The organism is Halorubrum sp. CBA1125, from assembly GCF_009742825.1.
Classification (GTDB): domain Archaea; phylum Halobacteriota; class Halobacteria; order Halobacteriales; family Haloferacaceae; genus Halorubrum.
The window spans coordinates 1-12582 of record NZ_WPCE01000079.1 but is presented as its reverse complement, the minus strand read 5'-3'; the positions used below and the strand labels follow the sequence as shown (position 1 = coordinate 12582).

Genomic DNA, 12582 nt, shown 5'->3' with positions numbered 1-12582 from the left:
GGGAGGCGTGAGGTGCGGTCGCGGTGCAGTCGGGTGGGGCTCAAAGGGGCAGGCGTGAGAACGAACCCCACCGACGCAAGGACCGCAGGGAGCGAACCGAGTGAGCGACTGAGGACCACAGCGAGGTGCGGGAGTTCTCACGCCTGGGGCTTTGGCCGTGTTCGCGTCGGAACCGATCCCAGACCGACCGATCCCACCCCGATCAAAATAAGCGTCCTCGTAGCACGCCTACCTAACAGCTGTTTCAGTCGGAGGGGTTCGCACGGATCGGCGTTCAACGAGACATCTCACGAGCGAACGTTCCCTTCGAATTCTCCCTGCCGGCTCCCTCTCGCTGTCGCTCACCGTCTCATTGTACGGGCCGGGAGGGATTCGAACCACGTCCAGACGTGCTCGCTCGCATCCGCTCGCTGCGCGCGACTGGTCTCTTCGAATCCCTCCCTCAGCACAGTCCCGCCGCTCGCGGTATTGCTCGCGGCGGTACAGCGGGCCGGGAGGGATTCGAACCCCCGACCGTCCGGTTAAAAGCCGGACGCTCTCCCTAACTGAGCTACCGGCCCGAGCGAATGCGGGTATGTCGACGCGACTGATAAACGTTTAGAAGCGGGGGCGAACGGCGGTCAGGTCACTCCCCGAAGTACCGCTCCAGCGCCTCGGCGACGACCGTCCCGGGCTCGACGTTCCGGTTCGACGCGCGCCGCCGGAGTTCGACGTAGGTGTCGAGGGGGACGAAGACGTCCAGCCGGCCGAGTTCGACGCCGACCTCGCGGACCGCGGTCTCGACGTCGGTCCCGTCGTTGACCGCGGAGGCGACGGAGCGCACCTCTCGAACCGTGAGGTCGCCGTCGATCGTCGCCCACGCGAGCAGGTAGCGGTCGGTGCCGCCGAGCCGCGCGATGTGTTTCGCCGCGCTGGGCGCGATCGCGCCCCGCGCGACCTGTCGCCGGATCGCCTGCGGCAGGTCGTGCACCCGGGCCCACTTGCGGATGAACGCCACGGAGACCTCCTCGCCGGCGCGCTCGGCCGCCGCCTTGTACGACCCGACGCCGCGGACGAGCGCGGCGCAGGCGGCCGCCCCGCGGAGCATCAGCACGTGGTCCTCGTCGCCGACGTCACCCGCCGCGAAGCGGGCCACCGTCTCGGCCGCCTCGGCGACGCTCTCGGGGTCGTCCGGGTCGAACCCCACCGCCTCGGCGGCCCGCTCGCCGGTCACCTCCGGGTCCGCCCGCACCACGGGCTCGCCCACGGGGGATCGCCGGTCCGCGCGTGAGTCCTCGGTCATACGTGTCCCTTCACGTCCGGGTATAATAAGCGACGGGCACGCGGGCGGATCTCGTCCCCGACCGCGAGGCTCCGCGCTCGCACGGCCGGGCTCCCCGCCGCTCGCGTGACCGACACGCCTTACATCGCGGAGCCGTTAGGCCGGGTATGGCCTCGGAGCGCTGTGACGTCTGCGAGCGGTCCGTCAGGATCGCCGGCGGGATCGGCGACCTGTGGAACTTCGCGTTCGAGTCGACGCAGGGGATGACCCTGGAGTTGACGGACGGCTCCGAGTTCTTCCTCTGTTTCGACTGCGTGGAGGGGCTCCCGAGCGACCGCGAACCGACCGAAACCGACGTCGCGGACCTCCGGGCGCGGACCGACCCCGCGGAGAGCGGGAGCGACCACTTCTGGCACTGGGGGTGAGCGTTCACTCGTCGTCGCCGCCCGGAAGCGAGATCACGGGCACGTCGCTGTCGGAGACGAGCCGGCTGCTCACGTCGCCGGTGAATATCTTCACCCAGCGGGTCGCCTCGCGGGGGACGAAGGCGATGGCGGTCGCCCCGGCCTCGACCGCGCCGTCGGCGATGGTCGCCGCGACGTCGCGGCCGTACAGCGTCAGCGGCGTCACCTCCCCGACGTCGGCGTCGATCTCCGCCAAGAAGGCCTCGTAGGCCTCCTCGGCGTACGATTCGCGCTGCTCGACGGAGGCCTTGTCCGGGACGCCCTCGCCCTTCGGGACGACGTGCGTGACGATGACGGCCGAGTCGGCGTCGAGGTACGGACGCAGCGCCCGTGCGGTCCGGGCGGCGTCGTCGGGGTCCGCGATCGGTACGAGTACCGTGTCGAAGAGGTCGACGCTCATGCGTGCGGCTTCGACGACCCGGCGGTAAAGGGTGCCGGTGGGACGGAGCGAACGGTCACCGCCCGTCGTCGTCGACGCCCGGCGTCGAGGGATCCGTACCGACACCGGTGTCGGCGGCGGTCTCCCCCTCGACGGTGTCGGTCCCGCCGCCGAACAGCCGGCCGAGGAGTCCGCGGTCGCTGCGCTTCTCGGCGAGCAACACCGAACACTCGACGTCCTCTAACACCTGCAACACGAGCGAGCCGCGGACCAGCCGCGAGAGCAGCCCCTTCTCGGTCGCGCCGACGATGAGCAGCGTCGCGTCCCGCGCGGCGCGCTCGATGCTCGCCTCGACGTCGCCGGACTCGATCCGGAGGGTCGCGTCCGAGAGCCCGTGCGCGTCCGCCCACCCGGTGAGGAACTCCCGCCCGGCCGCCTCGTCGTCGGCGACGTGCAGCAGGGTGATCTCCCCGTCGAACTCGACCTGTAGCATCTTCGCGACCGCGGCCGACAGGTCGGAGGCGGGGCCGCCGGCGGTCGGCACTAAGATTCGCGAGGGGTCGAACCCGCGGTCGCGGAACACCAGGAAGTCCGAGGGGAGCGCGTACGCCAACTCGTCGACGGCGGACTCGGCGCGTCCCGGCGCCCCGTGGGAGTCCTCGCCCCACCCCATCACGGTGAGGTCGGCGCCGTAGGTGCGCGCGGCGTCGAACACCTCCTCGAACACGCGGTGTGAGAGCACGACGTGCGTCTCGACGTCGACGTCGAACGTCTCGGCGTCGTCTTTCGCGCGGTCGAGCAGGTCGCGGGCGGCGTCGTGCGCGCCGCGGTCGCGGGCGGCCTCCAGCGACGTCTGGTCGGGGACGTTGGCGATGTTGACCGCGACGACCGTCCCGTCGCGCTGTTTCGCGATCGCCGACGCCAGCGTGATCAGGTGCTCTTCGGTGGCGGGGTTCGCGAGCGGCACCATCACGCGGTAGTCGCCGCCGCTCGGCTGGACGGAGGTGGCCGCCGACACCGCCGGCTTGGGCAGCGTGTCGGACCGGTCGAGCACCCACGAGCCCAACACGCCCCGCGCCGTCACCTTCTCGCGGGCGTACACCAGGTACCACACCGTAGCGAAGGCGACGAGCCCGGCCGAGAACAGGATGATCGTCGGGTCGATGTACACGATCAGCGCGAACGAGGAGATCGTGCCGATGATCGGCACGAACGGGTAGAAGGGGACCTCGAAGTCGGGGTCGTACCCCTCGACGCCCGACTCGCGCATCACGATGAGCGCGAGGTTGAGCAGGCCGTAGACGATCAGGTGGAGCACGGAGCCCATCGTCGACAGCGACTCGACGCCGCCGGCGAGGAGGAACACGAGGATGAGCCCGCCGGTGAGCGCGATCGACTTGTAGGGCGTCCCGAACCGGTCGTGGATCTCGTTGAGCGTCGGGGTGACGATCTTCTCGCGGCCCATCGCGAAGTTGATCCGCGACGACGAGAGGATCGACGCGTTCGCCGAGGAGGCGGTCGCGAGCAGCCCGCCGACGAGCAGCATCCCGGCGCCGACGGCGCCCAGCGAGTAGCCGAACACCGCGTAGTTGCCGAAGAGGAGGCGGGCGGCGTCAACGACCGCAGTCTCGTTGTTCGCGACGAGCTCGTTCGGCACCGCCGCGAGCAACACGACCAGGAACAGCGCGTACACGACCGTGACGATGACGACCGACCCGAGGACCGCGAGCGGGAGGTTCCGCCCGGGGTTTTTGATCTCCTCGGCGACGGAGGTGATCTGGACGAATCCCAGATACGAGACGAAGATGATCCCCGTCACCGGGAGGACCTGGCTCGTCGTCCCCGGCGGCGCGAACGGCCGCAGCGATTCCATGTCGGCGTTCAGCAGCCCGACGACGGTGAAGACCGCGAGGATCCCCAGAAGCGACATGACGATGACGATCTGGAGGCCGCCGGTCTCTTTCGCGCCGAAGTAGTTGACCGCGATGAAAAGCAGCGCGCCGGCGAACCCGATCACCTGTGCGGCCTCCAGCGTCACCGGTCCGAGTCCGACGGGTCCGAGCCCGACGAGGGCGTTGACGTACTCGCCGAAGCCGTACATGTAGAACGCGGAGGCGAACGCGAGTCCGAGCCAGTTCGCCCAGCCCGCGATAGAGCCGAACAGCGGGCCGAGCGCCCGGTTGACGTAGAAGTACGCCCCGCCGGATTTGGGCATCGCCGTCCCAAGTTCGGAGGCGGAAAGCGCCGTGAACAGCGCGATGATGCCGCCGAGGACGAACGTAAGCGCCGCGAGCGGCCCGGCCCGCGCGACCGCGGTCCCGGGCAACACGAAGATCCCCGCACCGATCATGGTGCCGATCCCGATGGTGAGCGCCGCCAGCGGCCCGAGGTCCTTCGCGAGCTCCTCGTCGCCGCTCACGCGGTCCCACCTCGGACGGTTGCGACTCCCGGGGCGTGTGTCATACCTCCTATCTACCCTCCGGTCGTATAAACCCGGTTGATCCGGTCCGTCTCCCCGCGATCGCCGACCGCGAGGAGCCTCGGAGGGAGCCGCAAGCGCTCGGTCCGCGCGGCCGGACCACAAGGTCCATACTCGCGGCCGATACGGTGTACGGTAAGGTGGACCCAGTGACGACAAACCGCGAATACACCGGCGACTACGACGACAAGACCCTGTACATCCCGGGGCCGACCGAGGTCCGCGACGACGTGATCGAGGCGATGGCGGAACCGATGTTCGGCCACCGGATGGACCGGATGACGGACCTGTACACGACCATCGTCGAGGACACGAAGGAGTTCCTCGGCACCGACAACGAGGTCGTGATCCTCACCGCCTCCGGCACCGAGTTCTGGGAGGCCTCGACGCTCAACCTCGTGGACGAGCACATCCTCGTGCCCACCTGCGGGAGCTTCAGCGAGCGCCACGCCAACGTCGCCGAGCGGCTCGGGAAGGACGTCGACCGGCTGGAGTACGAGTGGGGCGAGGCCGTCAAGCCCGCGGACATCCGCGAGCGCCTCGAATCGAGCGACAAGGACTACGACGTGGTCGCGACCGTGATGAACGAGTCCTCGACGGGGGTCCGCAACCCGATCGAGGAGATCGGCGACGTGATCGCCGACTACCCGGACACGTACTTTGTCGTCGACGCCGTCTCCGCGCTCGGCGGCGACTACGTCGACATCGACGCCCACGACATCGACGTCATCTTCGCGTCCACGCAGAAGGCGTTCGCGATGCCACCGGGGCTGGCGGTCTGCGTCGTCAGCGACGACGCCTACGACCGCGAGGTCGAGAAGGGCGACTCCTCGTGGTACGGCGGCTTCCGGCGGACGATCGACTACTACGACCGCAAGGGCCAGACCCACTCGACGCCGGCGATCCCGATAATGTTGGCGTACCGCAAGCAGATGAAACACATGCTGGCGGAGGGCCACGACGCCCGTGACCGGCGTCACCGCGAGATGACCGAGTACGTCCACGACTGGGCCGACGAGCACTTCGCGATGTTCCCCGAGGCGGGGTACGAGTCCCAGACGGTCGCCTGTATCGAGAACACGCGGGGGATCGACGTCGCCGCGACTATCGCGGAGGTGAGCGAGGAGTACGACATGGCCTTCTCGAACGGCTACGGCTCGCAGCTCGGCGAGGAGACGTTCCGCATCGGGCACATGGGCGAGCACACCGTCGAGAGCGTCAAAGAGCTCACCGACGCGATCGAGGACGTCGCGGACCTGTAGACGGGTCATCTGCCCGGCCCGTCATCTTCCCGGCCCGTCATCTTCCCGGTCCGCCATCTTCCCGGCCCGTCATCCACCCGGCTCCTGCAGTTGGACCGAGCTGTCTCGGTTCGTCCCGGGACAACGCTCTTGAGCCGTCACGCGGACTGTTGGCGTATGGACGCCGACGCCCTCCGCGATGCCCTCGACCGCTGGACCGACGAGGGAATTATCGACGACGCGACCGCGGCCCGGATCCGCGAGTTCGAAGACGTGACGACGCCGGACGCGGGAGAGTCTACGGAGGCAGCGGCGTCGACCGAGTCAACGGAATCGACCGAGCCAACGGAGTCGGCGACGGAACTCGCCCACGAGCCCGACACCGCTGCTGCCGCCGCCGACGCCGGCGGTCTCCTCGGCGAGAACCGGATCGTCGTCGCGCTGGCGCTGATGGGTGGCGTGCTCGTCGCGGCGGGCGTCGCCGCCTTCCTGATCGAACGCTGGGAGTCGATCCCGGCCGCCGTCCGCGCGGTCGTTCTCGTCGGCGTCCCGGCCGCTGCGGCGGCCGGCGCGGCGAATTTCGAGCGAACCTCGCCGCGAACCGCACACGGGCTGTGGCTGCTCGCGGCGCTTTTCACCGGCGTGAGCCTCTTTCAACTCGCCGAGCTGGCGGCTCCCGTCGACCCCGACGCGGCGGAGCCGTGGCTGGTCGGCGCGTGGGTCACGGTCGCCGTCGTCGTCGCTGCGCGGATCGACTCGCGGCCGATCGGTGCGCTGGCGTCGGTCCTCGGCGCGGCGGCCGTCGTCGCCGCGACGGGGTCGGAGAGCGCCGTCCTCCTCGTCGGCGTCTACGGAGGCGTCGCGTACGCCGCCGGGCTCCTGGCGGGCGGCGGAATCGGGGATCGGGTGCCCGGCGCTGACGACGCGACGGTGTCGTCGATCCCGCGGTTCGCGGGCACGCTCCGGTGGACCGGCGGGACGTTCGCGGTCGTCGCCGTCGTACCGCTCGTCGCGACCGGCTCGCAGCCGTGGGGGTCCGTCGGGGGTGGAACGCTCCTCGTTGCCGCGGCGGCCGTCTCGCGGCCGCGGTCGGGACTTCGGCGCGCCGGCCGCGATCGGCGGGCGAGGTACGCCGTCGTTCCCGCGGTCGTCGGGCCGCTCGCGGTCGCGACCGCGTGGAGCGCCGCCGGAACGCTGGAGTCGTTCGCGGGCGCGCTCGTCGCGCTCGGCTGTCTGCTCGCCGGCGTGTTTTCGCTCGTCGTCGGAGCGGTGGGGCTCCGGGAGGCGTCGCTGGCGAACGCCGCGACGCTCGGGTTCGTGCTCGGGATCGTCGCCTTCCTGGTGGGGCCGGTCGCCGACGCGGTCTCCGGCTCGATCGCGCTCGTTGCGGCCGGACTGATCCTGCTCGTCGCGGGGCTCGGCGCGGAGCGTGGGCGACGGGCGGTGCTCGCGCGGATCGGGTGAAAGGACACGCGGAGGGGGCCGGTGGCCGAACGCGACTCCGACGGCGGCCGGCGTGACGCCGGCTCGTCGACCAGTTCGAGACTACGCCGGCTCGTCGACCAGTTCGAGACTACGCCGGCTCGTCGACCAGTTCGATCCGATATCGTCGGCCGCCGGATCGGGTCTCCTCGACCCCGACGACGACGAACGCGCGATCGCCGACGTCGACGATGTCGCCCGTGGCGAGAGGGCCGGTCGCCGCGGGCTCCGCGGTCGGTCTCTCTCCCTCGCCGGCGACCGCCTCCGGCCCGACGCCGATAGAGGCGCGTCCGGTCTCGATCGCGCGGCGCCAGAACGCGTCCGACGGCGGGAGGGGATCCAGCCGCTCCGCCAGTTCGTCCCTCGTGAGTCGCTTCATACGGAGGCGCTCACAGCCAGAGCAGTTGTGCGTGTCGAGTTTCCTCGAACTCCAACACCGTCTCCTCGTCGACGAGCCCCGCCTCGACGGCGACGGCGACGGCCTGGGTGCCGACGATGTTCGCGACCTGCGCGCGGCGGAGGCCGGCGACGACCTCCTCGGCGGTCGCCTCGACGGCCTCGTCGCCCCCGTAGAACTCCTCGGTGACGGTGAGCGTCACCGGCCCCTCCTCGTAGGTCTCGCCGAGGCAGTCGGCGTCACAGACGGAGACGAGGGTCCCCTCCGACGTCTCGCGCTCGCGGAGCAGCATCTAGAAGCCCTCGGGCCCTTCGCCCTGGAGCTCGCGCTCCGACTGCTCGCCGCCGCCACTCCCGCGTCCGCTCTGGCCGCCCCGGCCGTCCCGGCTGCCCGGTCGGCCGCCGGCTCCGGTGGTGCCCTGACCGTCGCGACCGCCCTGGCCGCCCGCCCCCGGCGCCTGTCCGGTCTGTTCTTCGATCAACTGCTCTTCGGTCTCGCGGCGGAGCTCCTCGGCGCGGTCGGCGACCTCCTCGGCCTGCTCGTGTTCGCCGGCCTCCTCTAAGGCGCGCGCCTTCTCCTCTAACACGTCGGCGTCGCGGTAGCCGAGCCGGATCGCGTTGTCGAAGCAGGTCACGGCGTCCTCGGCGAGCCCCCGCTCGACGAGCAGGAACCCCCGGTTGTACCACGCCTCGGCGAAGCGCGGGTCGGTCTCGACGGCGCGCTCGGCGTGTTCGAGCGCCTGCTCGCCCCGACCGGACTCCCAGAGCGCGTACGCGAGGTTCGTCTCGGCGGTCGCGGCGTGTTCGGAGTCGTCGTCGATCCGCAGCGCCTCCTCGTAGGCGCCGATCGCCTGGTCGAACTCCTCCAGTTGGGCGTGGGCCGCGCCCTTGTTCACCCAGGCCTCCTGGGCCTCGAGCGAGTCCTCCTCGGCGAAGCGGGCCGCACGTTCGAACGTCTCCGTCGCCTCCTCGAATCGGTTGATCCCCATGTACGAGAGCCCGACGTCGATGAGCTGCTCGACGTCGACGTCGTCGCTCCCGATGTTGCGCCGGTCGAGTTCGTCGGTCAGCACCCGCGAGTCGACAGGGTCGACCGCGCCCGGGTCGTCGCCGAGCTCCGGGGGTTCGAGGCTGAACGCGTCGTAGTCGGCGTCGACGCCCTGCCCCGCGGAGAACTCGTGGCGGTCGTCGTCGCGCTCGTCGGTCATACGTCCGGGTTGGCGGTCGCGACGCGTAAGGGTTGCGTCGAGACGCGCCCGTGGTGATCCGTCTCGTCCGTTATCCAGGGGACTCGTCCGTCATCCCGGCGACTGGAAGCTCACGTCGTCGTCGAGCTCGTTCGACATCCGTTCGAGGTACGCGTACACCGCGCCGTGGGGGGCGCCGTCGAGCAGCATCCCGACGGCCCGGCGGACGACCTCCAGCTCTTCGGGCTGGCCGACCGCGCCGACGGTGGTTCCGTAGACGACCACGTTCGCGCCCGACAGCTCCTCTAACAGCTCGCGGGTCCGCCCGTTCTCGCCGATGATACGGCCCTTCTGTCGCTGGAGGTCGTTGTCGTTGCGGGTGTGCTCGGCCAGGTCGATCAGGTCGAGCGTCCGGAGGTCGTGGTCGAGTATCGACAGCGCCGTCTCGGGGGTGAATCCCCGCCCGATCGCCTTGATCACGTCCGGAACGACCATCTCGGCGACGGGATCGCCGGCCTCCTCGATGGCGACGCTGCCCGTCTCGGAGTCGATGTCGAGCCGGACGTCCGCGCGGTCTTCGATCTCCCGCATTGTCTCGCCGCCGGCGCCGATGACGACGCCGATCCGGTCCTGCGGTACCGTCACGTGTTGCATACGTTCGGGTACCCGGCGAAGCCTTTTAAACGTGTTCCGCGGCGAGCGGTGTGTGGCCGTCTACCGCGGCTCTCCGGGCGTTTGAGCGCGTGATCGAGCGTCTGAGCGCGTGATCGATATCGGCCCGATCCGATCCGAACGCGACGACGGCGCGGGGTCACTCGTCGGGGGCGTCGCTCGGATTCGGTCCGTCACTCGGCTCCGGTTCCCCGCTTCGGTCCGGTTCCCCGCTCGGGTCCGGTTCCGGCTCGGTCACGTACGCCCTGAGGGCGTCGGCGTCGACCGCCATCCCCTGCCGGCCGAAGAAGGTAGCCACGTTCTCGCAGTCGCGGTCGAGGAACTCGCCGGCGTTCGGGTGGTGGACCGTCACCGCCTGGCCGAGGTCGATGATCACCAGCTCGCCCTCGTGGATGATCATGTTGTACTCCGAGAGGTCGCCGTGGATCAGCCCCGCGCGGTAGAGCCGGCGCATGTACTCGCGGACGACCTCGTAGGCCGTCTCGGGGTTCTCCACGTCGACCTCCGAGAGCCGGCGGGCGCGGTCGTCGGCGTGGCCCACCAGCTCCATCACGAGCACGTTCCGCTGGACGGCGATCGGCTCGGGGACGCGCACGCCGGCCTTGCGCGCGCGTTCGAGGTTCGCGAACTCCTTGCGGGTCCACGCCAGCACGACCGCCTTCTTGTCGCTCGCGATCCCCTCGAAGCGCGGGTCGCCCTCCAGGTACTCGCGCATCTGCCGGAAGTTCGAGGAGTTGATCCGGTAGACCTTCACCGCGACCTCGCGCTCGGGCGTGACGCCCTCCGGACCGCCACCGGCGGCCGCGGAGCCGGGGTCGGGCCGCTCGCCCGCCTGCCCGCCGAGCGCCTCGAAGACGCTCGCCTCCTTGCCGGTCGACACCGGCCCGCCGAAGGCGTCGACGTAGCCGTCCTGCACCAGCTTGTAGATCGCCGCCAGCGTCGCGTCGTCGAACACCGACTCCTGCAGCTTGAACTGCTCCGTGTCCTTCACGCGCTCCCGGAACTCGCTGAACTCCCGGTCCTGTCGGCGGGCGATCCGGTCGGCCTCCGTGTCGGAGACGTCGAGCTGTTCCCACTCGTCGCCGGGCTGGTCTTCGGGTTCGAGCAGGACGAACTCCTCGCTCATTCGTCTCGGGGTTCGACGCCGCGAGTGATAAGCGAGGGGGTCGACACGCGCCCGTCGCGGCGGCCCGCTCGGGGTCGGCGGGACCGGTCACGGGCCACTCGCGACGACCGGTCACGGGTCACAGCACGTCGATCGCGTCCTCGACCGACATGTGCCCGTCTCGGACCGCCTCCAGCACCGTCCGGCGCTCTTCGTCCGGGTCGACGCCGACCTCGTCGAGCGTCACCTTCTCCGTCTCGCCGACGAACTCCGGGAAGTCGGTCCCCTCGGCGATCGCGGTCTCCTTTTTGACGCGGTACGAGCCCGCGTCGGTGGTGTAGAGGTCGCCGGGGTGGAAGAAGTACCAGTCCTCGCGGTCGAACCGCACCGCGATCCGCGCCTTCGCGCCGAAGTTCTGTGCGAAGAACAACAGCGCCTCCACCTCCCGGCCGTCGAGGTAGATCGGGTCGCCCGCGCTCGCTTTCGCCTCGATCGCGTAGAACGTCTCCCCGTCGCCGGCGAGCACGTCCGGCAGCTCCCGATCGGTCGCCGAGCCGCTGGCCGGCGCGCGCATCACGGCGAACCCCGCGTCGTTCAACGCGTTGACCAGCTCCCGCTCGCGGCGGTCGCCCTTTCGGTTAGCGGACACGATCGTCGTCACCCGGTTCGGTCATCGTCGGTCGTAGACGGGAGGCGGTCAAAAGCCCGGCGGGTCCGGGGGTTCGTGAGACCGGCTCACCGACGGAGTCGCTCGGCGTGCTCGACGACGACCCGCCCCAGCCGCTCGGTGCGCTGCCGGATATCGTCGTCGGTGATCCGCCCGTCGTCGACGACAGACGACGCGTTCCGGATCCCGACCTCGTGGGGAACCGTCCACGCGTGGACGTTCCGGAACGTCGACCGGAGGTGTTCGAGGGTCCCGCCGTAGGAGCCGCCGCCGGCGGTGGCGAGCAGGCCGACCGCGGTGTACTCGTACTCCTCGGAGCCGCAGAAGTCGTGGAAGTTCTTGAACGTCGAGGAGTACGACCCCCGGTAGACGGGGGTCCCGGCGAGCACGCCGTCGGCCTCGCGGACGCGTCTGCGGAGCCGTTCGCTGTCGCCCTGCTCGTCCTCGTCGGGGTGATACAGCGGGAGGTCGACCGTTCCGAGGTCGATCAACGCCGTCTCGGCGCCCGCGTCGGCCGCGGCGTCGAGCGCCACGCGGAGCGCGGTGCGGGTGGTGCTCTCCGTTCGCCGGCTACCGGAGATGGCGACGACTCGGGTCATGTCCCGACTTCGAGGGGGGGACGCAAAAGCGCGCCGAGTCGCCTCAGGCGGTCGCACCGACGTACGGCCGGACGGCTCGCACGATGGCGTCGACGTCGTACTCGTCTTCGGTCTTGTCGAAGACCACCTCGCCGTCCGCGCGGACCACGAACACGCCGTCGTCGCCGGTCACGAGCGCGACCTCGTCGATCTGCTCGCCGAACTGCTCGAGGATCGCCCCCGAGACGTCTTGTGCGCGATTCAACAGGCCGCACGGCACGCAGTACTCGATCTCGACACGGGTCATCACCCCGATCGTTGGGGCCGGACGGAGTTAAAGGGTCGTCCGAAGATCGGTATCTTCGGAAGAGGTCATACAACGGTTCTCAGATCCGTTCTTCGGTCCGGCGATTCACTCGATACAGGTGAGAGAACGAATGATTGCGGTGGCGCGCCCGGGAGCGGGCCTCCGGCCCGCGACCGGAGCGCGAGGGACGCGGTGAGCGCTCGGACGAGCGCGAACCGCGAGGCTGGGGAGGCGTGAGGTGCGGGTCGCGGTGCGAGTCGGGTGGGGCTCAAGGGGCAGGCGTGAGAACGAACCCACCGACGCAAGGACCGCAGGGAGCGAACCGAGTGAGCGGACTGAGGACCACAGCGAGGTGCCGGGAGTT

14 protein-coding genes and 1 tRNA gene are annotated in these 12582 nt (G+C 70.1%); 3 read left to right on the top strand and 12 right to left on the bottom strand.

Annotated elements, in window-relative coordinates:
• Positions 1 to 486 precede the first annotated feature (486 nt).
• Together GJ633_RS08800 and GJ633_RS08795 are read right to left on the bottom strand one after the other, a co-directional pair.
• A tRNA-Lys gene (locus GJ633_RS08800) sits at positions 487 to 560 on the bottom strand.
• 65 nt (positions 561 to 625) lie between these two features.
• A complete protein-coding gene (locus tag GJ633_RS08795; RefSeq protein WP_156588520.1) occupies positions 626 to 1282 on the bottom strand; it encodes a hypothetical protein in 657 nt (218 codons plus the stop codon).
• Between the two features lie 146 nt (positions 1283 to 1428).
• On the opposite strand from GJ633_RS08795, the gene GJ633_RS08790 reads away from it, so the two are divergent.
• Positions 1429 to 1686: a hypothetical protein gene (locus GJ633_RS08790; RefSeq protein ID WP_156588519.1), complete on the top strand. Its 258-nt coding sequence runs from the start codon at positions 1429 to 1431 to the stop codon at positions 1684 to 1686.
• 4 nt (positions 1687 to 1690) lie between these two features.
• Here the strand turns inward: GJ633_RS08790 and GJ633_RS08785 are convergent, their stop codons facing one another.
• Positions 1691 to 2125 carry a universal stress protein gene (locus tag GJ633_RS08785; protein ID WP_156588518.1) on the bottom strand — a complete coding sequence of 145 codons (435 nt, stop codon included), beginning with the start codon at positions 2123 to 2125 and terminating at the stop codon, positions 1691 to 1693.
• Between the two features lie 55 nt (positions 2126 to 2180).
• Entirely contained in the window at positions 2181 to 4523 is a 2343-nt protein-coding gene (locus tag GJ633_RS08780) for an amino acid permease (protein ID WP_321168990.1), read from the bottom strand.
• 209 nt (positions 4524 to 4732) lie between these two features.
• Between GJ633_RS08780 and GJ633_RS08775 the strand changes: the two genes are divergently transcribed.
• Together GJ633_RS08775 and GJ633_RS08770 are read left to right on the top strand one after the other, a co-directional pair.
• Positions 4733 to 5845 (top strand): alanine--glyoxylate aminotransferase family protein, encoded by a 1113-nt coding sequence (locus GJ633_RS08775; protein ID WP_321168989.1) that lies wholly within the window; start codon positions 4733 to 4735, stop codon positions 5843 to 5845.
• A gap of 156 nt (positions 5846 to 6001) precedes the next feature.
• Positions 6002 to 7288, top strand: a complete 1287-nt coding sequence (locus tag GJ633_RS08770; RefSeq protein ID WP_156588517.1) for a DUF2157 domain-containing protein — start codon at positions 6002 to 6004, stop codon at positions 7286 to 7288.
• A 109-nt stretch (positions 7289 to 7397) separates the two neighbouring features.
• On the opposite strand, the gene GJ633_RS08765 is transcribed toward GJ633_RS08770, so the two are convergent.
• From GJ633_RS08765 to GJ633_RS08730, 8 genes are all read right to left on the bottom strand, one after another.
• Positions 7398 to 7685, bottom strand: coding sequence for a hypothetical protein (locus tag GJ633_RS08765; protein ID WP_156588516.1), 288 nt, complete (start codon positions 7683 to 7685; stop codon positions 7398 to 7400).
• A 10-nt stretch (positions 7686 to 7695) separates the two neighbouring features.
• Positions 7696 to 7995 (bottom strand): DUF424 domain-containing protein, encoded by a 300-nt coding sequence (locus GJ633_RS08760; protein WP_156588515.1) that lies wholly within the window; start codon positions 7993 to 7995, stop codon positions 7696 to 7698.
• Positions 7996 to 8910: a tetratricopeptide repeat protein gene (locus GJ633_RS08755; RefSeq protein WP_156588514.1), complete on the bottom strand. Its 915-nt coding sequence runs from the start codon at positions 8908 to 8910 to the stop codon at positions 7996 to 7998.
• 90 nt (positions 8911 to 9000) lie between these two features.
• Entirely contained in the window at positions 9001 to 9543 is a 543-nt protein-coding gene (locus GJ633_RS08750; protein WP_156588513.1) for a KH domain-containing protein, read from the bottom strand.
• 157 nt (positions 9544 to 9700) lie between these two features.
• A complete protein-coding gene (gene rio1, locus GJ633_RS08745) occupies positions 9701 to 10687 on the bottom strand; it encodes a serine/threonine-protein kinase Rio1 (RefSeq protein ID WP_156588512.1) in 987 nt (328 codons plus the stop codon).
• A gap of 118 nt (positions 10688 to 10805) precedes the next feature.
• Positions 10806 to 11327, bottom strand: a complete 522-nt coding sequence (gene hjc / locus GJ633_RS08740) for a Holliday junction resolvase Hjc (RefSeq protein WP_321168988.1) — start codon at positions 11325 to 11327, stop codon at positions 10806 to 10808.
• Between the two features lie 74 nt (positions 11328 to 11401).
• Positions 11402 to 11932 carry an NADPH-dependent FMN reductase gene (locus GJ633_RS08735; protein WP_156588511.1) on the bottom strand — a complete coding sequence of 177 codons (531 nt, stop codon included), beginning with the start codon at positions 11930 to 11932 and terminating at the stop codon, positions 11402 to 11404.
• 43 nt (positions 11933 to 11975) lie between these two features.
• On the bottom strand, positions 11976 to 12218 hold the full coding sequence (locus GJ633_RS08730) for a SelT/SelW/SelH family protein (RefSeq protein ID WP_156588510.1): 243 nt from the start codon (positions 12216 to 12218) through the stop codon (positions 11976 to 11978).
• Positions 12219 to 12582 lie beyond the last annotated feature (364 nt).

Coding starts and splice junctions, on each gene's coding strand:
- GJ633_RS08795 (WP_156588520.1), bottom strand. CDS start 1,282: ATGACCGAGGACTCACGCGCGGACCGGCGATCCCCCGTGGGCGAGCCC.
- GJ633_RS08790 (WP_156588519.1), top strand. CDS start 1,429: ATGGCCTCGGAGCGCTGTGACGTCTGCGAGCGGTCCGTCAGGATCGCC.
- GJ633_RS08785 (WP_156588518.1), bottom strand. CDS start 2,125: ATGAGCGTCGACCTCTTCGACACGGTACTCGTACCGATCGCGGACCCC.
- GJ633_RS08770 (WP_156588517.1), top strand. CDS start 6,002: ATGGACGCCGACGCCCTCCGCGATGCCCTCGACCGCTGGACCGACGAG.
- GJ633_RS08765 (WP_156588516.1), bottom strand. CDS start 7,685: ATGAAGCGACTCACGAGGGACGAACTGGCGGAGCGGCTGGATCCCCTC.
- GJ633_RS08760 (WP_156588515.1), bottom strand. CDS start 7,995: ATGCTGCTCCGCGAGCGCGAGACGTCGGAGGGGACCCTCGTCTCCGTC.
- GJ633_RS08755 (WP_156588514.1), bottom strand. CDS start 8,910: ATGACCGACGAGCGCGACGACGACCGCCACGAGTTCTCCGCGGGGCAG.
- GJ633_RS08750 (WP_156588513.1), bottom strand. CDS start 9,543: ATGCAACACGTGACGGTACCGCAGGACCGGATCGGCGTCGTCATCGGC.
- rio1 (WP_156588512.1), bottom strand. CDS start 10,687: ATGAGCGAGGAGTTCGTCCTGCTCGAACCCGAAGACCAGCCCGGCGAC.
- GJ633_RS08735 (WP_156588511.1), bottom strand. CDS start 11,932: ATGACCCGAGTCGTCGCCATCTCCGGTAGCCGGCGAACGGAGAGCACC.
- GJ633_RS08730 (WP_156588510.1), bottom strand. CDS start 12,218: ATGACCCGTGTCGAGATCGAGTACTGCGTGCCGTGCGGCCTGTTGAAT.